The sequence below is a fragment of the Paenibacillus sp. FSL R5-0407 genome, assembly GCF_038009185.1.
GTDB classification, from domain to species: Bacteria; Bacillota; Bacilli; order Paenibacillales; family Paenibacillaceae; genus Fontibacillus; species Fontibacillus vini.
Map to the genome: position 1 here is coordinate 1,061,950 of NZ_JBBPAX010000001.1, position 21,654 is coordinate 1,083,603.

At 46.6% G+C, this 21,654-nt stretch carries 21 protein-coding genes; 10 read left to right on the forward strand and 11 right to left on the reverse strand.

What is annotated here, in order from left to right; translation table 11 throughout:
* The first annotated feature begins 119 nt into the window (after positions 1–119).
* The 7 genes from NYE70_RS05150 (at position 120) to NYE70_RS05180 (ending at position 8,555) form a co-directional block, all read left to right on the forward strand.
* Positions 120–620 (forward strand): DinB family protein, encoded by a 501-nt coding sequence (locus NYE70_RS05150; RefSeq protein WP_213655205.1) that lies wholly within the window; start codon positions 120–122, stop codon positions 618–620.
* Positions 621–667: 47 nt separating this feature from the next.
* Complete coding sequence (locus tag NYE70_RS05155) at positions 668–1,045, forward strand: VOC family protein (protein WP_341045253.1); 378 nt, start codon at positions 668–670, stop codon at positions 1,043–1,045.
* Positions 1,046–1,324: 279 nt separating this feature from the next.
* Complete coding sequence (tnpA, locus tag NYE70_RS05160; RefSeq protein WP_213656720.1) at positions 1,325–1,798, forward strand: IS200/IS605 family transposase; 474 nt, start codon at positions 1,325–1,327, stop codon at positions 1,796–1,798.
* A gap of 573 nt (positions 1,799–2,371) precedes the next feature.
* On the forward strand, positions 2,372–4,441 hold the full coding sequence (locus NYE70_RS05165; RefSeq protein WP_341045254.1) for a serine hydrolase domain-containing protein: 2,070 nt from the start codon (positions 2,372–2,374) through the stop codon (positions 4,439–4,441).
* A 461-nt stretch (positions 4,442–4,902) separates the two neighbouring features.
* Positions 4,903–7,344: a nitrite reductase large subunit NirB gene (gene nirB / locus NYE70_RS05170; protein WP_211020530.1), complete on the forward strand. Its 2,442-nt coding sequence runs from the start codon at positions 4,903–4,905 to the stop codon at positions 7,342–7,344.
* A gap of 19 nt (positions 7,345–7,363) precedes the next feature.
* Positions 7,364–7,729: a nitrite reductase (NAD(P)H) small subunit gene (locus tag NYE70_RS05175; protein ID WP_341045256.1), complete on the forward strand. Its 366-nt coding sequence runs from the start codon at positions 7,364–7,366 to the stop codon at positions 7,727–7,729.
* A complete protein-coding gene (locus NYE70_RS05180; protein WP_341045257.1) occupies positions 7,722–8,555 on the forward strand; it encodes a uroporphyrinogen-III synthase in 834 nt (277 codons plus the stop codon). The genes NYE70_RS05175 and NYE70_RS05180 overlap by 8 nt, the downstream gene beginning before the upstream one ends.
* Positions 8,556–8,739: 184 nt before the next feature.
* Here the strand turns inward: NYE70_RS05180 and NYE70_RS05185 are convergent, their stop codons facing one another.
* Positions 8,740–9,210 carry a MarR family winged helix-turn-helix transcriptional regulator gene (locus NYE70_RS05185; RefSeq protein WP_341045258.1) on the reverse strand — a complete coding sequence of 157 codons (471 nt, stop codon included), beginning with the start codon at positions 9,208–9,210 and terminating at the stop codon, positions 8,740–8,742.
* 109 nt (positions 9,211–9,319) lie between these two features.
* On the opposite strand from NYE70_RS05185, the gene NYE70_RS05190 reads away from it, so the two are divergent.
* Entirely contained in the window at positions 9,320–10,240 is a 921-nt protein-coding gene (locus tag NYE70_RS05190) for an alpha/beta hydrolase family protein (protein WP_341045259.1), read from the forward strand.
* Positions 10,241–10,462: 222 nt separating this feature from the next.
* On the forward strand, positions 10,463–10,918 hold the full coding sequence (locus tag NYE70_RS05195) for a universal stress protein (RefSeq protein ID WP_341047520.1): 456 nt from the start codon (positions 10,463–10,465) through the stop codon (positions 10,916–10,918).
* On the opposite strand, the gene xerS is transcribed toward NYE70_RS05195, so the two are convergent.
* The 8 genes from xerS to NYE70_RS05235 all read right to left on the reverse strand — a co-directional run bounded on the left by xerS (position 10,871) and on the right by NYE70_RS05235 (position 18,187).
* Positions 10,871–11,941, reverse strand: coding sequence for a tyrosine recombinase XerS (gene xerS / locus NYE70_RS05200; protein WP_341045260.1), 1,071 nt, complete (start codon positions 11,939–11,941; stop codon positions 10,871–10,873). The genes NYE70_RS05195 and xerS overlap by 48 nt on opposite strands.
* Positions 11,942–12,103: 162 nt before the next feature.
* Complete coding sequence (locus NYE70_RS05205; RefSeq protein ID WP_211020538.1) at positions 12,104–13,189, reverse strand: Gfo/Idh/MocA family protein; 1,086 nt, start codon at positions 13,187–13,189, stop codon at positions 12,104–12,106.
* Positions 13,190–13,213: 24 nt separating this feature from the next.
* Positions 13,214–14,137, reverse strand: a complete 924-nt coding sequence (locus NYE70_RS05210) for an AraC family transcriptional regulator (protein ID WP_341045262.1) — start codon at positions 14,135–14,137, stop codon at positions 13,214–13,216.
* An 11-nt stretch (positions 14,138–14,148) separates the two neighbouring features.
* The gene (locus tag NYE70_RS05215) at positions 14,149–15,159 is read right to left on the reverse strand and encodes a Gfo/Idh/MocA family protein (protein ID WP_341045264.1); all 1,011 of its coding nucleotides are present in this window, start codon (positions 15,157–15,159) and stop codon (positions 14,149–14,151) included.
* Positions 15,160–15,529: 370 nt separating this feature from the next.
* On the reverse strand, positions 15,530–16,510 hold the full coding sequence (locus NYE70_RS05220) for an aldo/keto reductase (RefSeq protein ID WP_290408490.1): 981 nt from the start codon (positions 16,508–16,510) through the stop codon (positions 15,530–15,532).
* A gap of 157 nt (positions 16,511–16,667) precedes the next feature.
* The gene (locus NYE70_RS05225) at positions 16,668–16,826 is read right to left on the reverse strand and encodes an acyltransferase (RefSeq protein ID WP_341047522.1); all 159 of its coding nucleotides are present in this window, start codon (positions 16,824–16,826) and stop codon (positions 16,668–16,670) included.
* Between the two features lie 12 nt (positions 16,827–16,838).
* Positions 16,839–17,126: a hypothetical protein gene (locus NYE70_RS05230; RefSeq protein WP_341045265.1), complete on the reverse strand. Its 288-nt coding sequence runs from the start codon at positions 17,124–17,126 to the stop codon at positions 16,839–16,841.
* 20 nt (positions 17,127–17,146) lie between these two features.
* Positions 17,147–18,187 carry an NAD(P)-dependent alcohol dehydrogenase gene (locus NYE70_RS05235; protein ID WP_341045266.1) on the reverse strand — a complete coding sequence of 347 codons (1,041 nt, stop codon included), beginning with the start codon at positions 18,185–18,187 and terminating at the stop codon, positions 17,147–17,149.
* A gap of 190 nt (positions 18,188–18,377) precedes the next feature.
* On the opposite strand from NYE70_RS05235, the gene NYE70_RS05240 reads away from it, so the two are divergent.
* The gene (locus NYE70_RS05240) at positions 18,378–18,797 is read left to right on the forward strand and encodes a MerR family transcriptional regulator (RefSeq protein ID WP_211020545.1); all 420 of its coding nucleotides are present in this window, start codon (positions 18,378–18,380) and stop codon (positions 18,795–18,797) included.
* Between the two features lie 82 nt (positions 18,798–18,879).
* On the opposite strand, the gene NYE70_RS05245 is transcribed toward NYE70_RS05240, so the two are convergent.
* Positions 18,880–20,793, reverse strand: coding sequence for an effector binding domain-containing protein (locus NYE70_RS05245; protein ID WP_341045268.1), 1,914 nt, complete (start codon positions 20,791–20,793; stop codon positions 18,880–18,882).
* An 18-nt stretch (positions 20,794–20,811) separates the two neighbouring features.
* Positions 20,812–21,612, reverse strand: coding sequence for a VOC family protein (locus NYE70_RS05250; RefSeq protein WP_341045269.1), 801 nt, complete (start codon positions 21,610–21,612; stop codon positions 20,812–20,814).
* Positions 21,613–21,654: the final 42 nt, after the last annotated feature.

Sequence of the window (21,654 nt, forward strand, 5' to 3'; positions counted from 1 at the left end):
GGCAACAGGGGGTTATACCCCAAGAGCAAACCACCCGTTGGACGGGTGGTTATGATTTTTTTCTGGCAGGAATTTTACGAGCGATGATGAAATAGAGAAGCGTATAGGAGTGATTTCAGATGTTGAAAATATTGCAGCAACAATACGATTTGATCAGATCCGCTAGACAAAACTTGTTTGCGTTCTTGGAAGAACTGCCCCCCCACATATTAAATCAGGAGGCTCCCGTTTTCGGGCGTGGAACGATTATTCGAACCTATGCTCATGTTGTTGACAGTTATACGTTCTGGTTAGGATCTTTTGCGTTTCACAAGATAAACGAACATAGGGATACTCCTGTACATGAGGTTGAACGCGCCGATGTTAAATTCATCCGTGAACGATTTACGGAAGTGGATGAAATCGTGGAACGGTTCTTAAACGAATATAGCGATCGTTGGTCTGAACCGGTCGAGCAAGACGAGAGCTGGCAAGGTTACCCGAAGGCACCGACTCCATTGCTACTTTTAACTCATGTGGAGACTCACGAATTTCATCACAAAGGTCAAATCGTCTCGATGGCGAGAAGTCTGGGTTTCCCGCCTCCTGCCGATGATCGATTAGGCGGGATCTTTACCTGAATTTCCAAAAATCATGAGGAAGTGAAGCGATGATTACTCTAGGGTCCATGAGTATTAACGTCATAACATTGTTTGTAGAGAATTTACACGCCGCGAAGTCTTTTTACCATGAGATCTTCGGTCTTTCCGCCGCTTATGAGGATGAGAACTCTGCTGTGTTTGACTTCGCAAACATGAGTATTAACTTGCTTGAAGTTACTGCTGCGCGGGGTCTTATAGCTCCTGAAGAGGTCGCAAATCAAAAGGATGGGTCGCGGTTTCAATTCACCATTCGGATAGACGACGTGGATGCTGTCTGCGCCGAGCTTAATTCGCGCGGTATTACTCTACTCAACGGTCCAATGAACCGGCCATGGGGAGTGCGGACTGCAAGCTTCGTCGATCCGGGCGGGCATATTTGGGAGATTGCGCAACAATTAACATAAGATAAGATGAGCAGCCGGTCAGATTGATCATATGCCCTTCATATGATAACGGGCCGGATAGGAGGAAGGTAAGAACCTTGTCGGGGGACAAGAACATAGTTTCATTGAAAGTCGCTATTTTAGCGGCTTTTTTATTACGGCTTTAGCCAGTTGAGCTCGCGAAGCGTGCGAAACAAAAAACCACCCGCTATGCGGGTGGAGGGATCGAAGGTTTGACCACCAAGACCATTCCGATAAAATTGAGATGTTCAGGCTCAACAATGAAAGGAATGGTCTTAAATGGCAAACAAGAGCTATAGTCTAGCTCACACGAAGTGGATGTGCAAATACCACATTGTGTTCACCCCGAAGTATAGACGGAAAGAGATCTATAATCAAGTAAGGAAAGACTTAATCGAAATTTTCAAACGTTTATGTAAATACAAGGGGGTAGAAATAATAGAAGGCCACATGATGCCAGATCATGTACATATGTTAGTAGCGATACCCCCAAAAATCTCAGTATCTTCATTTATGGGATATCTGAAGGGAAAAAGCTCGCTGATGATATTTGAGAAGCATGCCAGCTTGAAGTATAAATATGGAAACCGGAAATTTTGGGCAGAGGGATACTACGTCAGCACAGTAGGCTTGAATGAGGCCACTGTCGCTAAATATATACGTGAGCAAGAAGCACATGACCAAGCAATGGATAAACTGAGTGTGAAAGAGTATGAGGATCCATTCAGCAGAAACAGTAACAAGAAGAAGTAAACCAGTTTAACTGGTAAGTGAAAGTGACAAAAACACTGAGCCTGAACAATTTTATTGTCAGGCTAGCGTCTTTAGGCGCAGTTTGGCAACAGGGGGTTATACCCCAAGAGCAAACCACCCGTTGGACGGGTGGTTATGATTTTAACGTCAATCGGTTCTTGTCCCGAGTGAAGGACAAGAACCGATTGACGTAGTGGACAAGAACATGAACCGATTACCTTGTATCAGCAGAAAATGCTAAACAGAAAAGGTAACGAATCTATTTTCTGCCGGGGTATGATGAATATTTGCTCGGTTACAAAGACAGGAGTGCGGAATTAGAGAAAAAGTTTGCTCCATTCATCGTACTACCTAGAAATAATGGCGTTTTTAAGCCTATGCTCATCGGTCAACGGTCAGATCGAAGGGAAGTCGAGTAGGCCATTCTAAGAGAGGAACGAATTGAAAAATAAGAGGTTCAAGGCTTAAACCGTCTTGGTAGGGTGGAGGAGTAGGCTTTTTTTGTGGAAATATGAACCATTTTATCTGGTGAATCGTAATACATCATAGTTTCTAAAATAGGGAGGTTTTTGCATGAAAAAAAGGTTGGTCTGGATTCTTAGTGCTGCTGTTGCACTAACACCGGTTGTCCCGACAGCGGCACTGGCATCTAATGAGACTGTTGCAACCTCAACTTCTGGTCAGACACAGGCGGCAAGTGCCTCTGAGAAAGCGGCATTGCTGACCGAGCAGTATGGTACGACCAGCGTACAGTATGCCCTGATCGACAACGGCAAGATTACAGTGTCAGGACAGACGGGATTAAACGACCAAGAAGGGAAAATCCCTTTGACCTCGGAAACCATGTATGGGATAGGATCAACGAGTAAAATGTTTACGACGGTTGCGGTCATGAAATTGGTGGATGAAGGGAAAATCAATCTGGATACCCCGGTTGCAAAGTACTTAACTGATTTCACAATGGCAGATGAACGCTATAAGCAAATTACGCCGCGTATGCTGCTGAATCATTCTTCCGGACTTCAAGGGTCAAGCCTGGGTAATGCATTTCTGTTCAATGACAATGACACCTACGCTCATGATAATCTGCTGGAGCAATTGTCTACACAAAGTTTGAAAGCCGATCCGGGGGCATACTCGGTTTACTGTAACGATGGATTTACTTTGGCCGAGATTCTTGTAGAGAGAGTCAGTGGGATGAAATTTACCGCATTCCTTCAAAAACATATCATTGGACCGCTGGATATGGAACATACGAAGACTACTCAAGACGAATTGGAAGCAAGCGATTTTCCTGGACTTTATTATCCAACCTATCAAAAGCAGCTTCCAAATGAAACCGTTAATGTGATTGGAACAGGCGGGATCTACTCCACAGCAGAGGATTTGGTACAATTTGCGCAAATCTTTATGAGACAAGGAGAAGATATTCTCTCGGACAGCGCGGTACTGGCGATGGAGCAAGAGGAATTCAAGAAGGGAATCTGGCCAGAAGAAGCGGATAATATAATTGACTACGGACTCGGTTGGGATAGTGTTAGATTATTTCCTTTCAGTGATTATAAAATAAAGGGCCTCAGCAAGGGCGGAGACACAATTCTTTATCATGCTTCACTCGTGGTGCTCCCTGAGCAGAACATGGCTGCTGCTGTTTTGTCATCAGGCGGAAGCAGTTCGACAAACGAACTTCTGGCACACGAGCTTCTTCTTCAGGCCTTGAAAGAGAAGGGCGCAATCAAAGACATTAAACCGGAGAAATCATTCGTTACTCCAGTTAAGGCTGACATGCCGGACGATATTACAAAGTACTCAGGCTATTATGGCTCAACCGGCCAACAGATTAAAATTGCTATACAGGATGGAGAGCTAACATTATCGGTGCCGCTTGTCCCAGGGTATCCAGAGCAGAAATTTGTATATACTTCGGAGGGGTCCTTTGTTAACCAAGAGGGAACTTCAAAGGTTAGTATCGTAAGCGATCATGGACGCACCTACCTGTGGAGTAGAGAATATGCAACCGTTCCGGGGTTAGGGCAACTGGCAATATCACAGTACGTAGTCGAGAAGCTGGAGAGTCAGCCTCTATCTAAAGAGACGGAAGATATATGGGCAAAGAGAGAAGGCAAAGCCTATTACGCTGTGAACGAGAAGTATAGCTCACTAGTTTACATGATAAATCCAACCCTCAAGATTTCCCGTAACAAAGAATTGCCGGATTATTTGGGGGATAAGAAAATTACTGGACCGAATACTGCAGTGAGTCAACATCAAGTCCCTGGAACGGGAAGCCGGGATAGTGCTGAGTATCGTTTTTATACTCAAGAAGGTATCGAATACTTTGAATCGGCTGGAAGTTTGTATATAAGTGAAGATAATGTAGTGCCTCTCTATAAAGGAAAACAATCTAAGGTTACTGTGCAAACAGATGGATACTCGAAATGGTATAGTATACCTCAAGAAATAGCTGGTAAGAAGATGATCGTATCGATGCCAGAACAAGGATCCTATGCGGTGTATGACAAAAATGGAACATGCGTGAATTACACCGTAATCAGCGGAAATAATGAAGTTGTTCTCCCAGAAAACGGAACACTCGTATTTGCAGGCAATGTCGGATCAACATTTAACATTTCGTTGGAATAATAGTTAGAATTCATCGCATTGAACGTTACAAAGTTTTTTAACAAGCACACCGTTAATTTGAGCTTACTCAAAGCTAACCGGTGTGCTTGTTATTTTCACGCGCTTAATACGATTTATGAAGTTGAGTAAGCTATTTATTAATCAAAAAGTATTTTGTCGATGTCGGGGTACAAGAACATAGTCCCAAGAGAACCCGCACTAGCGCGGTCTTTTTGTTTTAAGAACCAAGTTCTTTTTCTTTTTTGATGTACTTCTCTAATGAAATAAATAATAAGAAAGAGGATTCCATATGATGAATCATTTAGTTAAAAATTAAAATAAACAGTTCCCTTCACACCCATTTTTTCTTATGATGGAAACAGAGAAAATCTGCTAAAACTGGTTCGCTTCTACGTATGATGTTTAGAAGGTTACAAGTTCACTTTTGCATGGATAGGACTATATATTTAGGAGGTTTCAGCATGGTGGAAGCACAAGAACGTCGGCATCTAGTCTTGATTGGTAACGGGATGGCCGGGATCAACACGGTGGAACAGATATTAAAACTGGCACCCGGCGCTTACAGGATCACCGTTTTTGGGAGCGAGCCTTATCCCAACTACAATCGTATTCAATTATCGTATGTGCTAGAGAAGAGTAAAGCGGTAGAAGACATCATTTTAAACGACAGGGAATGGTACCTTGAGAACGGAATAGAGCTGTATACGGGAACGACTGTAACGCATATTGATACGGAGCAAAAAACCGTGAAGGCAGACAACGGTATGGAAGTTCCGTATGACACACTGATCATTGCAACCGGCTCCAACCCGTTTATCCTTCCGGTTCCGGGAGCAGATAAAGAAGGAATTGTAGGTTTCAGGGACATTGCGGACTGCGAGAATATGCTGCGTGCGGCTGATCAGTACAAGAAGGCTGCCGTAATTGGCGGAGGCTTACTTGGACTAGAGGCAGCTAAGGGGCTGCTTAAACTGGGAATGGATGTGACAGTGGTCCATCTGTTTGAGGAGATCATGGAGCGTCAGCTGGACCATACCGCCTCGCTGATGCTTCAGGCAGAGCTGGAAAGCCAAGGCTTGAAATTCGCAACAGGCAAGCAGACCGAGGAGTTTCTGGGGGACAAGCGAGTCAGCGGCATTCGTTTCTCCGACGGAACGACATTGGATGCGGAATTCGTAGTCATGGCGGTAGGAATTCGCCCGAATATTGCGTTAGCTAAGGAAAGCGGTATAGCTGTTAATAAGGGTATTCTCGTGAATGATTATATGCGTACTTCGGTACCGGATGTATATGCAGTCGGGGAATGTAACGAGCATCGGGGCATTACATATGGGCTCGTAGCTCCGCTGTTTGAGCAGGGGGCTGTGCTTGCGAAGCATCTGTGCGGAGTGGATACGAAGCCGTATGAAGGATCTGTGGTATCTACTCAGCTCAAAATATCTGGTGTAGACGTGTTCTCCGCTGGTGAGTTTATGGATGCAGAAGGGCTGTCCATTGTGCGGATGCATGATGACTGGCGACGTATTTACAAAAAAGTGCTGCTCCGCGGCGGACGGATCGTCGGCGGTGTTCTGGTCGGTGACGGGAAGGAATCATCCAGACTGCAGCAGTGGATTCGAACGGGCACGGTTATGACGGAAGCCATCCATGATGCGATTGTGGGACAAGCCTCGGTGGAGACCGGGAACACGGCCGCTGAGCTGGCGGACGAAGAAATCGTCTGCGGATGTAATGGTGTGACGAAGAAACACATTGTCGATGCCATTAACGAAAAAGGATTAACCACAGTGGAAGAGATCAAGGTAGCGACAAGCGCATCGCGTTCTTGTGGAGGCTGCCGGCCTGTTGTAGAGCAGATTCTGCAATATGTGCTCGGAGACAAATATGATTCAGCAGCAGCGAAACAGGAAGCAATCTGTTCCTGTACCACATTGAGCAAAGATGAAGTCGTGACGGCGATTAAAGAAAAGGGGCTGATCACCTCTAAAGAAGTAAGGTATGCGCTGGAATGGGATAACCCGGAGGGCTGCTCCAAATGTCGTCCGGCGCTGAATTACTATTTGGGTATGATCTGGCCGACTGAGCATGTGGACGAGAAGGATTCACGTTTTGTAAATGAACGTATGCATGCGAACATCCAGAAGGACGGAACATTTGGCGTTGTGCCGCGGATGTACGGCGGGGTAACCACTCCGGAGGATCTCAGACTGATTGCTGATATAGCGGTAAAATACAATGTCAAGCTGGTTAAGGTAACCGGTGGTCAGCGGCTTGACTTGCTTGGGGTCAAAAAGGAGGACCTGCCGAAGATCTGGAAGGACCTTGGCATGCCGTCCGGTTATGCGTATGCGAAGGCGCTGCGCACGGTCAAGACCTGCGTGGGATCACAATTCTGCCGTTTTGGCACGAAAGATTCGATGGGAATGGGAATATTACTCGAGAAGAAGTTCGAGCGGTTAGATATGCCAGCCAAGTTCAAGCTTGCCGTAAACGGCTGTCCGCGTAACTGCGCGGAGTCATCAACCAAGGATATTGGGATCGTCGGCAATGAGGGGGCTTGGGAAATTTACGTTGGCGGTAATGGCGGGATTAAAGCCCGACTTGCTGAACTGCTGTGCAAGGTGCGAACAGATGAAGAACTGCTGGAGATTGTCTCCGCGTTCATGCAGTACTATCGGGAAACAGGCAAATATCTGGAGCGGACCTCGGATTGGATCGAACGGGTGGGACTAGAGTCCGTCACAGAAGCTGTAGTCCATGATCTGGATAACCGCCGGGCTTTGGCTGAGCGAATGGAGGTCGCCCTGGCTCAGGTGAAGGAACCTTGGAGTGAAATCCTGAACAATTCAAATTTGCGAGAACGGATGTTTGATGAAATCACTGTCTCCACGAACCAGGACTGAAATAGGAAGGGGCTGCAAGATGAAACCAATATTGAACAGCAATGAATATACGTATTACCTAGTTGGCCATGTGGATGATTTCCCGGAGAGACTGGGAAGAGTTGTTCGCTTGGGTAAGGAAGTGATTGCGGTATTCAAAACAACGGACGGACAAATCTATGCGCTTGAGAATAAAAGCCCTGGGCCGCGCGGAGGCACAATTGCGGAAGGAATGATATCCGGAGAGGTCCTGTTCGACCCGATCTGTGACTGGAAAATTTCGTTGACGGATGGTCAAGTGCTTGATCCCGATACGGGACAGGTTCGGGCCTATCCGGTTCAAGTTCTTGGGAACGAGGTACGGATTGGATTACTTACGAAAGAGGGAGGGCTGTTCCATGAGTAAAGACCTTCAGAACAAAAAAATTGTCATTGCCGGGTCGCAAAAAACAGAAGAAATGGCTGAAATTATTGAACGAAGAGGTGGAATCCCCCTTATCCGTTCACTTCAGGGGCTAACGGATTGTGATCCGATTGAAGTGGAAGAGGATGTAAAGCGTTTTATCCGGCAGGGGGCAGACTGGTTTATTTTCACGACAGGCATTGGATTTGAAGCCATGATTCAGGCTGCGGAGAGGCTTAACGCCGTAACTGAATTCGAAGAGAGATTGAAAGAAACTAAGATAGCCTGCCGCGGTTATAAAACAAACGCCTTTTTAAAGAAATCCGGTATTCATCCGGTTGTCTGTGATGATGATGGAACGGTTGCCAGTATGATCGAAAAGCTTGAGGTGTTTGATTTTACCGATCAAAAGGTGTGGATTCAGCTTCATGGCGAGTTGTCGTCGCAGTTATATCAGTTTATCCAAAGCAAAGGCAGCATGGATGTTCAAGCCGTACTGCCTTATCGATATCATGCTCCTGAGCAGGAGACGCTTGCATCGCTTATGAATGAACTGATTCAGCGAGAAGTGGATGCCGTTTGTTTTACGACAAGAGTTCAAGTCGGATATTTATTTGATTATGCGAGAGAACATGGACGTGAGGAAGAGGTGAAATCCGTCTTTGAACAGGATGTGCTGGCTGCCGCTGTCGGCAAAGTAACGGCTGAGGCGCTTCGAGATAGAGGGATCAGCCGGATTATCGTGCCGGAGATAGAACGAATGGGTGCTTTAATTGTGGAGATCTCGCATTATTATGAAGCTCAGCAAAGTGGAGTAAAGGCAGATTAAAAGCGGAGAACATAATATCTGGAGTTAAGGTTGTAATATAAGGGCTGTCACACTCGGGGTGTTAGCGAGTGGTGACAGTCTTTGCTTTTTTTCTATAAGCTTGCTGAAGCAAAAGCCCCCTCCGTTATTTGATGAAAGGGGCCAGTTCAATTAACATTCAACAAATTTGTTTCAAAAAGCGCGGTCACTGCTTCGAGGGATTACTAGACGCTGAAGGCCCTTTTTTTGTTCTTTCCGACAGCCTCATAATCGATTCAATGTCTAAGTCGGTTAACTGATCTAGGAAATGTTTGCGTATGGCCATAGAGACAATGGGCCGGGCATCATCTAATGCTGACTTTCCTATTGGGGTGATAATGACTTGAACACCTCGATCTGCGTCTAATGGCTTCCTCATTACAAGGCTTCGTTTTTCCATACGCGTCAGATGATGTGACAATCGGCTCTTATCCCAGTCCATAGATTCGGCCAGCTCTTGTTGGCGAAGGCAGCCGTTCCCCAAAAGGTCTAACCGATCCAATACCCCATAATCACCCTCGGATAGTCCGGTGCGCTCGGACATCTCTTTAATTACTCGGCCGAAGATGCTATGAAAGGATCCTTTCCACTTATACCATAATTGAATTTCTTCATCGTTCAGTTTGCTCTTATCCATGGGAATATAATAACACGGTTGACGTGACAACTTCAACATGTTATCATCACTAAAGGTTGACACGTCAACCTGTGTTTAAATTGAGAAGACCAAGAAAGGAATATCTATTATGAAAATGCACGTAAGTACGTCTACTCCAGTCCTCTCAGTAAAGCCGATAGTGCTGTCAGCCCCGGGCCGCGGAGAGGATTTGCAAGTGCGGGTATCAGTGCCAGCGACGGGTAGTCAATTGCCTATTATTATTTTCTCGCATGGATTTGGTTGGTCGATGGACAGCTACGGTCCGTTAGTCGATTACTGGGCTGCTCATGGCTTCGTGGTCATTCAACCCACCCATCTCGACTCGAGGACACTGAACCTTCCTCCTGACGATCCCCGTACACCACTGATCTGGCGTTTTCGCGTCCAAGACCTGAAGCACATCCTTGACCAACTTGATCTTATTGAAGCATCCGTTCCAGGCCTCAGCGGACGTCTCGACCGCAGCCGCATCGCCGCAGCCGGACACTCCTGGGGAGGCCAAACGGTGAGCATGCTGCTTGGCGCTCGAGTCCTCGATGCTAATGGCGAACCGGGTGAGGACATGTCCGATTCGCGGATCAAGGCGGGCATATTGCTTTCCACGACTGGCCTTGGTGGAGCTGACTTGAGTCCGTTCGCGGCAGAGCACTTCCCATTTATGAACCCGAGCTTTTCCGATATGAGGACGCCGACTCTCGTGGTCGCGGGAGATCATGATCAATCTCACCTGTCCACTCGGGGGCCGGACTGGTTCACAGATCCCTACTTCCTGAGCCCGGGCAGAAAGAGCCTGCTCATCCTCTTCGGGGCAGAGCATATACTTGGCGGAATCTCCGGATACAACGTCGCTGAGACGACGGACGAGAACCCCGAACGAGTTGCTTTGCTCCAGCAGCTCACGTGGTCTTACCTTCGCGATGCGCTCAATCTCGACGATTCAAGCTGGTTAGCAGCCCGGAAGGATCTGGAGGAGAGGGCCAATACATTAGGTCGCATCGAATCTAAGTAAGAACCTAAAAGGCGTGATCAAAGCGAATCAAAAAGAAAGGGCCATTCCTCAAAAGAATGGCCCTAAAGGTGTGTCGGTGGATAAGAACATAGTCCCAAAAGAACCCGCACCTAGTGCGTTCACATTGTTATGTGAAAATTGATAAGATGAGAGGTTAATCACGGTTGCTAGGTATTAAAAAGGCGAAATATTGGACTTAAAACAGCTGCTGAGGACAAGAACATTACCTTGGTTAATGTCAGCCAGGATTATGTGTCGAACGGAATGACATATGTACCAGAGAATTTTTTGGAAGACATACTGAACGAAATGGAAAAAGCGAGTTTGGAACAGTTGCACCAAGCCAAGTCTAAATTAAAGTCTGCGGGGATTAACCCGGAAACTGTTCACCTTAAGGGAGATCCTGGATATGAAATATTGAATTATGCAAGGGAAACCGAGCAGCAGCAACTTATTATTATCGGAAGCCGTGGGCTAAGGGGCGTAAAAGGAATGATGCTTGGAAGTGTCAGCCACAAGGTTATTTCTTTCGCTACTACATATGTACAAAATACGGGTTTTGTGAATAAGTATAATAAAAACAAGACAGGAACAAGGTTTCCGCAGATTTTCGGTCTTGTTCCCAGTCCATTATTTATCCATATTGTTTACGGCTTTCTGCATCTCTTCATCTGTTAAATGCGTGTAGATCATTGTCGTTTGGATTGATGAATGCCCTAACTGATTTTTAAGTCGCGGGACATCGTTGTTTTCCTGGTGGTAACGTGTAGCGAAAGAATGCCTCAATGAGTGAACCGTTAGTGCTGGTTTACCGTATGCTTTAGCGTATTTTTCGATCAGCTTTTGAATCGATCTCGGTGTTAATCGCCGGTTTTTGCCTTTGCGTCCGATCGGTGCTGCCATAAATAAGTAAGTTTCTGATTTTTCCGGTTTATATCGGTCACTGCGGATCTGAACGTAATTCTCCAGGTCCGTTTTTGCTTGTTCGCTAAAATATACATATTGTTCCTTATTACCTTTACGGATGACCCGTACTAAACCTTTGTTCATATCCAAATCCTCGATATTGATGCCGGCAACTTCCGATAAACGCAATCCGGAGCCCAGGATCAACGATACGATTGCTGTATCGCGTTCGCGGTTAAACTCATGGAATTGATACAAACGCTTGTTTTCCTGATTTTGAACACCGAAATCATACGCTATAAACTGCCGGAACAGTTCAAAATCATCGGCCCGAAGGATTTTACCTTCAATTCGATTGGCGATCGTTTCCTGGCTTTCTTTTATTGCGTTAAATTCGATTTTGGCCATCACATTTCGTTCGAGATATGGTTTCAGATCTGAGGTTTCGGCTTTGTTTTGCAAATAATCGAATAACGACTTCAAAGCGGACAATTTCCGGTTGATTGTCAATTTCGTGTTGCCTAATTGATACTCCAGGAACGTCAAGAAACTTTCGATTTCCCGCACAGTCAGTTTCTCCAGAATCGACAATTCGATTTCTTTACGTGTAGGAGCTGCAAACTTCTCGGACACCAGCCAATCAAAAAATATAATGTAGTCGTGGCAATAATTCAACAATGTAGTATGTGATAATCTGCGTTTGCGCGTATCTATGTATTCGGTGACGTACCACGGCAGTTCCATTAATTTCTCATCGATTCGGCTCATATAATGCGATCTCGTGATTTTATCCATTTCAGCATTCACCTCATGTTTCTAGATTAATCCATTGTTATTATTTCGTCAAATTATTATTTTACGTAATTATAAGAATCAACTCCAAAACTGACCAGCCGCTTCCCCTGTTTACAATTGTACAAAAAAGAAGCCGCTAATCAGCGGCCTCTTAAATGTGAATCACGAATTCATGTATACGGCTTTGCCCGTCTTCGACGATTCGTAAATGGCCTCCAGAATTTCGGAGACGACGCAGGCTTGCTCAGGTGTGACTACTGGTTCCAGATCATTATCCACGGCTTCAATCCAGCTTTTCATTTCTAAATCCGCATCGTTCTCGGCTTTCCCTTCATAAAAGGCAACACCGCCGGCTCCAAGCTCTGCCTCTTTGGTGTATAGAAGTCCAAACTCCTCGCCGTTGATGCGCAGCCCGTTCTTCATGTCGGCTCCGGCTTTAGAGCCGCTCAAAGTGCATTTTGCCTCATGCACATCCAGTGTGTTCAGAGCCCAGCTCGATTCAAGCATGACGGTAGCCCCATTTTCCATGATGATCATGCCGAAAGCGGAATCCTCAACCGTAAACTTCGCCGGGTCCCAAGGCCCCCAGGCATTAGCTGCATTCTCCGTTTGTGAAAGCTCGTGATATTTCGTTCCCAGAACTACTTTCGGCTTGTAGTTGTTCATCATCCACAGCGTTAAATCGAGGGCATGTGTACCGATGTCGATGAGCGGACCTCCACCTTGCTTCTCCTCATCCAGGAACACGCCCCAGGTCGGTACGGCTCTTCTGCGTATGGCATGGGCCTTTGCAAAATAAATATGGCCGAGATCCCCGGATTCGCAAATCTTTTTCAAATGCAGGCTGTCCGGACGGAACCGGTTGTTATAGCCGATCGTCAGCTTTTTGCCCGTACGTTTGGCGGCTTCAACCATTCTGCGCGCATCGGCGGCCGTCTTGGCCATCGGCTTCTCGCACATGACATGCTTATCGGCCTCCAGGGCGGCAATTGTAATTTCCGCATGCATATCATTCGGGGTCAACACATGGACGATATCGAGTGATTCGTCCTTCAGCAGTTCACGATAATCGGAGTAGACCTGTGCACCTTCACAGCCGTACTCGGCTGCAGCTATCTCCGCGCGCTCCGGGACGATGTCGCAGAATGCGACAAGCTCCACGTTACCGAGTTTCTTTAAGCTTGGTAAGTGCTTCCCATTAGCGATTCCGCCGCAGCCGATAATTCCGATTCGATACATCTTGCTCATAGATGATTCCTCCTAAATTATGATTCATCGCTCCAGCGATTTGGTCTTTCTATACTCTGTCGGGGTCATGCCGATTCGTCGGCGAAACACAGCGTGCAGATAAGTGGCGTTCGCAAAGCCTTCCGACAGGGCGATTTGCTCGATGGACAGATCACTCTCTTCCAGCCGGCTGCAGACCGCATTCAACCGGATCTCCTCCAACAATTTGCTGAAGGGCTTGTTCGCATCCATCTGCTGGAACGTTCGCTGCAGCTGTCTGGCGCTGATATTCAGCTTTTCCGCCACATTTTCCAAGGTCAAGTTTGCCGAAGAATTGGCTTCCATGTACTGAACCGCATATTGGTAACGGTATGTCATCATGTTCCGGATGGGCGCTTCGGCGGTGATAACGCCGGCATCGTAAGCCCTTACCGCCTTCATCAGAATACTGAGCACCAGTTGCTTTATCGAAGTGTAATATCCTGAGTACTTGTCATCGCACACCTGATAAGCTTCCAAGAAGCACGCCATCGCGCCATGCAAGTCTTCCTTCGGCTGAAGCGGCAATCGGCATAGCTTCCCGATGCATTCCTCCGCTTCCGCCGCTTCCCACGGATCGCATTCCGTCCGCTCCCAAGGGATGATGTCGACATGCAGGCACAACTCATCCATGGCTTCTTCCGAAGATGCAGCCTGATAGTGCATCACGCCAGGGCCGGTCAGATAGAACATCCCCTCCGACAGTGCATAGGTCTGATCTTCAAGGATGACAAGCCCCTTCCCCCTCGGGATGAAATGGAACTCAAATTCGGAATGATTGTGAAAATCGATGATTCGTCCCGGCTCAAACGAAGTTAAATGAAACCGCAGCACTTTAATCTTGTAGTGGCCCCAGACGATCTGGATATCTAGCCGCTCCAACAAATCCTGCTTCTCAAACATCACTTCATACGGAAACGGCGGCTTCACCCTAGGACCGGTCATGGATGTAGAGCGCTTCCTTCCAAGGAAATCACGCGTCCTTCGCGGGCCGAAATATTAGCGGCTTCCATCAGACGGGTCAATTCCACCGCGATTTGCAAATTCGTACGGGCTGTCGTGCCGTTCTGGATATGGCCCACCCATTGATCGAAAGCGCTTTCCCGATGGCTTCGCAGCGGCCATTCACCCCAGCCTATTCCTCCACTCTCATCCTTGTTGGACTTCAGTAGAAGCTTCTCCTCCGGAGTTCCGAACAGCAGCGTGCCTTCCGTGCCGTGAATCTCGATCGTAAAAGGTGAATGACTGTTCACGAAGCCGGCTTCTACGACGCCAATTGCTCCTGAACCGGTAAACAACGTCACGACAGCGTTATCCTCCACTTCCTTGCCGGTCACATAGCCAAAGTTGGCACTGACACCGGTAACCTTCTCGCCGAGGAACAAGCTTGTTAAATACATCGGATGGCAGCCAAGATCAATCATCGCTCCGCCGCCGCACTGTTCTTTATTGTAAAAATGCTCAGGCAGCCATCCCGCCAGCGCCCCGTTATGGGACAAACGCACTCTTGCGTATGTCACTTGGCCGAGCAGCCCTTTTTCCAAAATATCCTCAATCGCAAGCGTAGATCCCGCATTCAGCCTTGGGAGCGACACAGTAAGAGTAACCCCGTTCTCCTCCACGGCAGTCATGATTTCTTGAACCTCATCCGCCGTCGGCGCGATTACCTTTTCCGTGAAAATATGCTTACCCGCTTGCGCAGCTTTTAATATCACTTCTTTATGCCGGTTTGTTGGCGCATCCACGATCACAGCGTCCAGATTGGCCTGAGACAGCATGTCGTCGAGCGATTCGTAAAAAGGAACGCCCAGCTTCCCCGCCGCCGCTTCTCCCCGCACACGATCTTCATCCCACACAGCCGCCATTTCGGTATCCGGGTGCTCCAGTGCCTGTTCGGTATATTCCCAAGCATGAACATGCCAGAAGCTGATTTTGCCGATTCTTATACTCATTTCATTGCCTCCTTCATCTGTATAAAATTCTGACATCTGTTGATTAAAGTAACACATTCATAGCGATTAATATAGTGAATTTATGCGACAACTATCTATATAAAATTACGACATTCAAAGAACACATGAGTCATAACTTTTTCCACCACAATTCATCGGGCATCACTCATTTTAGAGTCAATTTTACCCACATAAAAGCCTCCTTTCCGGCTAACGGATAGGAGGCACATACAAACAAAAAGATGTACTACTATACTAAAAGCATTCGCACTAATGATTCTTAAACTAAACCTTTCTTACCGTACTCGGTTAAAAACTCAACAGTTACATATTCCATCAGCGTATCCTCCTTATTTATCATGTTGATCTTCTACTGTGCCCCCACTACAGGATGTGGGACATAAGGCTCTTCCAGAAATGCGATTTCGTCAGGGCTTAATTTCACCGTTAGAGCTCCAATAGCATCTTCAAGCTGTTCGACTTTAGTAGCCCCGATAATCGGAGCTGCAACCGTTTCCTTCTGTAACAGCCATGCGAGTGCGATATGAATACGCGGAACATTACGTTCTTTTGCTATGGATGCCACTCGTTCAACGATTACTCTATCCACATCTGCAGTCGCCTCATATTTGGATTTCTGTATTTGGTCGGTTTCTGATCTAAGCGTGGCTTCAGACCAATCACGGATCAGCCTTCCTGAGGCAAGAGGACTATAAGGAGTCACTGCAATTTTCTGATCTTTGCAAAGCGGCATCATTTCTCTTTCCTCTTCACGGTAGATGAGATTAAGATGATTTTGCATGGAAACAAATCGTGTCCAGCCATTTTTCTCAGCTACATGCAATGCCTTTTGAAATTGCCAAGCATACATGGCGGATGCACCGATATATCTGGCTTTTCCGGCCTTCACAACATCGTGCAAGGCTTCCATTGTTTCTTCAATAGGTGTGCTATAATCCCATCTGTGGATGATGTAAAGGTCCACATAATCGGTCCCCAGTCTTTTTAAGCTCTTATCGATTTCGCTCATAATGGATTTTCTGGATAGACCGGCACCATTAGGGCCATCATGCATGCGCCCCCAGACTTTCGTAGCCAGAACAATTTCATCCCTGTTCGCATATTCCTTTAAAGCTCTTCCGGTAATCTCTTCACTGGTACCGCCTGCGTAGACATTCGCTGTATCAAAAAAGTTGATGCCGAGCTCAAGAGCCCTTTTAATAATCGTGCGGCTTCGAGCCTCATCAAGTACCCATTGATGACCTCCCGGCAACACCTCTCCAAAGCTCATGCAGCCAAGGCAAATTCTGGAGACATCCATCCCCGTGTTTCCAAATTTGATATACTCCATTCATCAAACCTCCATTTTCACGAAAATATGAAGCATAGGATTAACGAACATTATAAATTCTTTATGACTTTTGCCGGAACGCCGGCAACAACACTATTATCAGGAACATTCTTATTGACGACAGCCCCTGCCGCAACGACGGAATTGTCTCCGATCGTTACTCCAGGGAAATTGTAGCGTTCGACCCAATCCAGACATTTTGCCCGATGGTAACTGGAGACGGGAAAGTTGTACTCCTAGTTTCTAAATCTAAACCGTGATTAAGCGTAGCAATCGTGACATTCATACCGATCAGCGAACCGTCTCCTATGACAATTCCGCCGCGATCCTAGAAGGAACACCCGGTATTCAGAAACACGTTTTTTCCAATTGTGATATTTTTGCCGAAATCGGTATAGAACGGCGGGAAACACATAAAAGACGGATCGACTTGACGACCTGTCAACTCACCAAAAATCGTTACTATTTCTTCGTGTGAATGGAAAGATGTGTTCAGAGCCATCGTGATCTTTTGAGCTTCAAAACTACACTGAACCAATAGTCGATGCAATTCTTTTTCTTCGCCCGAAATAGGATTTCCTTCTCTACAGTAATTAATAAAATCTATCATCTCCAAGAAAGATCATCCTTTCAAAATCACATCGTGCTGATATCAATCACGAATCTATATTTAACATCGGATGCTAAAACGCGTTTATAGGCTTCGTCAATCCGGTCGGCGGATATCACTTCAATCATAGGGACAATATCGTATTCTGCACAAAAATCAAGCATTTCTTGGGTCTCGCGAATGCCGCCGATCATGGAACCAGCAAATGAACGACGATGTCCGATCAGATTGATCGCATACAGTGACAATGGTTCAGCAGGAGCCCCTACGTTTACAAGTGTACCGTCAAGCGCTAGCAGCCCTAAGTAAGCATCCATATTAATCTTTGCACTTACCGTATTTATTATTAGATCAAAGTTTCCGGCCAATTTCTCGAAAGTTTCCTGTTCGCTAGTGGCATAGTAGTGGTCTGCTCCTAGTTTTAGACCGTCTTCCTTTTTCTTCAAGGTCTGAGACAGAACGGTGACCTCTGCCCCCATTGCATATGCAATTTGGACTGCCATATGGCCAAGTCCGCCCATGCCGACAACAGCTACTTTTTTGCCCGGACCGGCTCCCCAGTGATGAAGCGGAGAATAAGTCGTAATCCCTGCGCAAAGTAACGGAGCCGCCGCGTCGAGACCCATAGAATCCGGAATTCTGACTACAAAATCCTCTGTTACGACAATATGGGTAGAGTATCCGCCTTGTGTAGGTTCGCCATATTTATCAACACCCGCGTAAGTTGGAATATTTCCTTTGAGGCAGTACTGTTCTTCCCCTTTTAGGCAATTCGCACACTCGCCGCATGAATCGACCATACAGCCAACCCCTACTCGATCACCGATCTTGTATTTTGTAACCTGAGGTCCGACTGCTGTAACAATTCCCGCAATCTCATGTCCAGGAACAAGAGGATAATTCACTGGCCCCCATTCGCCATGGGCGGTGTGGATATCTGAATGGCAAATACCCGCATATTTAATTTCGATCAGAACATCCTGCGAATCCAGATCCCGCCGTTTAATCTCAGCTGCTCGGAACGATTGATCCGGACCGTCAACAGCACGTGCTTTAGCAATTATCATAATAGAAACCTCCTAGAATAAATGTTGTATCAAAAATGTACTAGAACTCTCTTGCAGAACTATGTTAATCCTTATAGTTAACTCTAAGTCAAGTGCTTGATTTAAATTTAGATTTGACGCTGTACATCCTACAGTGATAAATTTTCATAGTATAGAGTTTGCTCTAAGACTAATACCAGGAGATACCACGATGAAAACATATTCGATCAGCGAAGTTGCAAAAGAATTGGATCTAACGACATTTACCTTACGTTACTATGATAAGGAAGGACTAATCCCCTTTGTAGAACGGACCTCCAGTGGAATACGGTTGTTTAAACAATCCGATATCGAAGCTTTGAAAATTATTGAATGTTTAAAATCCACAGGGATGCCGATCAAGGAAATAAAAAACTTTATTGATTGGTGTTCGGAGGGAGACGCCAGCTTACAACAAAGATATGAAATGTTCCTGGAAAGGAAAGCAGTCGTAGAAGCACAGATAGCTGATCTAAGAAAAACAATGGAAATAATCGATCATAAATGCTTTTACTACAAGACGGCCCTGGAAGCCGGCACGGAGAATATCCATAAAGACATTAACATTGGAAACACCCTTACTCACGAATAGAAAACCACCTGTAGTTCATATTGTTCGATATGAATTACAGGTGGTTTTGTTTTTTGTTTTATTTGTACTCGTTCTGCAACATCTATTTTAAATAATGCCCCAGAAGAGCTGTAACTGGTATTCCATTAATCCGCATTCCATCAAGTTGACAGTTTTGGATATCAACATCACTCAAATTGCAGTTTTCAAACTTAGCTGTACTAAGATCACTGTTGCGGAAAATGACCGGCTCTACATTTACCCAACCTTCGGTACCCGGCTCCCCGTCAAGATGGCTTTTTACAGCATCAGGCCGGCGGATATGTTCGAAGATCGTACCGCCCAACTGAGTTTCGTTGATGTGTACGTTAGAGAAGTAAATATGCTCCCAATTCGAGCCCACAAAATTCACATGCCTTAACCGGGCATTTCTCATATCGATCCCGTGGAGAACGGCATCCTGGAAGCTTACCATTCTGACATTCTCTCCCCGCAGATCCTGGAGTACATGTCCGCCTTTTTCATCGACGACCGTTTTATCGGTCAGGCGTTTATCCGCCACCCGCTTACGAACCGGGAAATGCATCTCGAACACCGAGTTTCCATTATCCGCTCCAAGGTAGCGTTGATCATAACACTCAAATTCAAAATCATGAACAGCATCATATTCCGTCTGCTGCGGAAACCAGTGGCCATGGAAGTAATCCCATACCTGGCCAAGCCCATCGCTTGTTCCACGATAAGTGATCACCACACAGTCATGATCGGGGATAGAAAGTTCCGTCATGCCATCCGGGATAGGGATATTAGAATCATCCCCCACTTCCACTGCTGCAACGTAGCTGAAATCTTGACGTGGTCCAAAAGGAGGTTCATATAGGTATAATCCAACAGTGCCAAGCGGCCGTATGGTATTACCATCCGTAATCTCCCCGATCCGCGGCATGAATTCCCCCCACATTTTCGGAATCGCCTGCTCCGGAATCGTCTGTTTACGATCAACGAACATTTCTACTCCGATAATTTTGCGGGTTCTCCCCTGTCGAATCTCCACATTGATGACTCCGGGATAGCGATCCGAAGCAAGAAACTTTGAATCCTCCTTAATCGGCGCGTAAATATCGTAATCAAAGTAGTTGATCTCGTCCGCCGGAATTTCGAAGGGATTTATCGGCTGAAGCCGGTTCATCTCATACCCGAAGGAACCTTCCTGCAAATCCCTCTCGTAAGGCCCTTGCTCAAACCATTTGAACAGATACCCGTAAGCTTGTTCCATGCGGGTCCGGTCTCCATCAACCCTCAGACGGGCAAAGCGTTTGGCGGGAATGGTGATCTGCTCAAGCTCATCCGGCAACCCGTCAAAATGCTCTAAGGCCATGCCAACCCATAACGTGGTTACTTCCGAGGACCATTGCCATTCCGGAATAAAGACGTATCCATGCTCCCGGTCGGTTACTGCGGGGTGATGCTCCAGCAATGAATCTACCTTCTTCCAGGCTTCGCGAACTTGATGGCCGTCCCTCGGAATACGCAGCACGGCCGCTTTCATTTCCGGCCTCTCTATGATTTCAACGTTCATTTCTCCATCTTCGAGCGCTTCCGGGAAATCATCGGCATGCTCACGAGATCCGTCGATCCCGCCGAAAGCCAAATGATACCCGTCCGGATCTTCGATTACGAATTCTTTCCATGGTCCTCCGTCTGCATAGACGACAGGCTCCATAGCGATAATGGCCCCTTTGGATTTGAATTCTTGGTAAAGGCTGTCCAAACCTGCCCAGTTTTCAACATAGGCGGAGACATCGATGCCTATAGACGAACCCGGCTCCGGCGGGTTTGGAAATATCCGAGAAGGATCCGGAGCTTGATGAAGCTTGAGCGCAAGGCCGGTCAAGCCGTCTCGCTGTGCCCACCAGTCTGTCACTTCAAAGCCGAGTACATCCCGGTAATAGGCTCTTGAGCGTTCCAAATCCGATACGGATAACACGCTCAATGAACTGCTGATTTGCTTAGGCATCTTGTCCGATTCTCCTCTTTAATTCATTTGAGCAACCACAATTCGATTACCATCGGGATCGATCAGGGAAAATTCACGCAGATCGGGGAAGTAGTTAGGCTCCCCTGCGAGTTGAAACCCATGATTTCGCACAAACTCAAGCGCGCCTTCGAAATCTTCCGTTTCAAAAAAGAATAGCTCCGTGAACGAGTCCTGGTTTAAATGGCGGTGTTGGTCCAGTAAAAGAGCGGCTCCGGAAGTAACCGGCACCGAGTAAATATTCTGTGATGCAGCCGCTTCATCCAACGGCACCCCGAGCAGGTCGGTATACCACTTCGCTGCTTCCGGCATATTTTTTACATCGACAAAAACTCCGCCGATCCTCGGAATGATTGGACTTTGTGCCGCAAACTCCGGACTGTCTTCTTGAACCGCAGTCCAGCAGGCCATATGACAATTGCCTTCAGGATCCCGGAAATTGAAGTACGCCATCGTTCCATGTCTTTCCGGTTCGAAACAGGTCTCCCCACTGTCCTGGATATAACGGTACGCTTGATCAATATCCCGAGCCGGGAACATCATCCGTGGCTTCATTCCCTCATTCCAGTCCGGGTTTTGGTGGTTGGCTGCATTAGAATCAAGAATTAAGTGCGTGCCTTGAAAATCGAACCAATATACAGGTCCTCCGTTCAAACGCTCTTCCTTGATTGGCAGTCCAAGTAAACTGCTGTACCACTCCGCTGATTTACGCAAATCCGTGACATGAACAAATACGCTGGCAACCCGGTTTTCAAGCGGAATCGACGAGGTCGTCGGGAATACGCTTTCATGATTAGACAAAGGAATTTCCTCCATTCGAATAAATGATGTGTTCCAATTCAT

Excerpts from the sequence above, each read along its gene's own strand:
- NYE70_RS05155 (WP_341045253.1), top strand. The coding sequence starts at position 668 with ATGAGTATTAACGTCATAACATTGTTTGTAGAGAATTTACACGCCGCG.
- NYE70_RS05215 (WP_341045264.1), bottom strand. The coding sequence starts at position 15,159 with ATGAGTATAAGAATCGGCAAAATCAGCTTCTGGCATGTTCATGCTTGG.
- tnpA (WP_213656720.1), top strand. The coding sequence starts at position 1,325 with ATGGCAAACAAGAGCTATAGTCTAGCTCACACGAAGTGGATGTGCAAA.
- nirB (WP_211020530.1), top strand. The coding sequence starts at position 4,903 with ATGGTGGAAGCACAAGAACGTCGGCATCTAGTCTTGATTGGTAACGGG.
- xerS (WP_341045260.1), bottom strand. The coding sequence starts at position 11,941 with ATGGATAAAATCACGAGATCGCATTATATGAGCCGAATCGATGAGAAA.
- NYE70_RS05190 (WP_341045259.1), top strand. The coding sequence starts at position 9,320 with ATGAAAATGCACGTAAGTACGTCTACTCCAGTCCTCTCAGTAAAGCCG.
- NYE70_RS05220 (WP_290408490.1), bottom strand. The coding sequence starts at position 16,510 with ATGGAGTATATCAAATTTGGAAACACGGGGATGGATGTCTCCAGAATT.
- NYE70_RS05185 (WP_341045258.1), bottom strand. The coding sequence starts at position 9,210 with ATGGATAAGAGCAAACTGAACGATGAAGAAATTCAATTATGGTATAAG.
- NYE70_RS05150 (WP_213655205.1), top strand. The coding sequence starts at position 120 with ATGTTGAAAATATTGCAGCAACAATACGATTTGATCAGATCCGCTAGA.
- NYE70_RS05175 (WP_341045256.1), top strand. The coding sequence starts at position 7,364 with ATGAAACCAATATTGAACAGCAATGAATATACGTATTACCTAGTTGGC.
- NYE70_RS05245 (WP_341045268.1), bottom strand. The coding sequence starts at position 20,793 with ATGCCTAAGCAAATCAGCAGTTCATTGAGCGTGTTATCCGTATCGGAT.
- NYE70_RS05180 (WP_341045257.1), top strand. The coding sequence starts at position 7,722 with ATGAGTAAAGACCTTCAGAACAAAAAAATTGTCATTGCCGGGTCGCAA.
- NYE70_RS05240 (WP_211020545.1), top strand. The coding sequence starts at position 18,378 with ATGAAAACATATTCGATCAGCGAAGTTGCAAAAGAATTGGATCTAACG.
- NYE70_RS05205 (WP_211020538.1), bottom strand. The coding sequence starts at position 13,189 with ATGAGCAAGATGTATCGAATCGGAATTATCGGCTGCGGCGGAATCGCT.
- NYE70_RS05235 (WP_341045266.1), bottom strand. The coding sequence starts at position 18,187 with ATGATAATTGCTAAAGCACGTGCTGTTGACGGTCCGGATCAATCGTTC.
- NYE70_RS05165 (WP_341045254.1), top strand. The coding sequence starts at position 2,372 with ATGAAAAAAAGGTTGGTCTGGATTCTTAGTGCTGCTGTTGCACTAACA.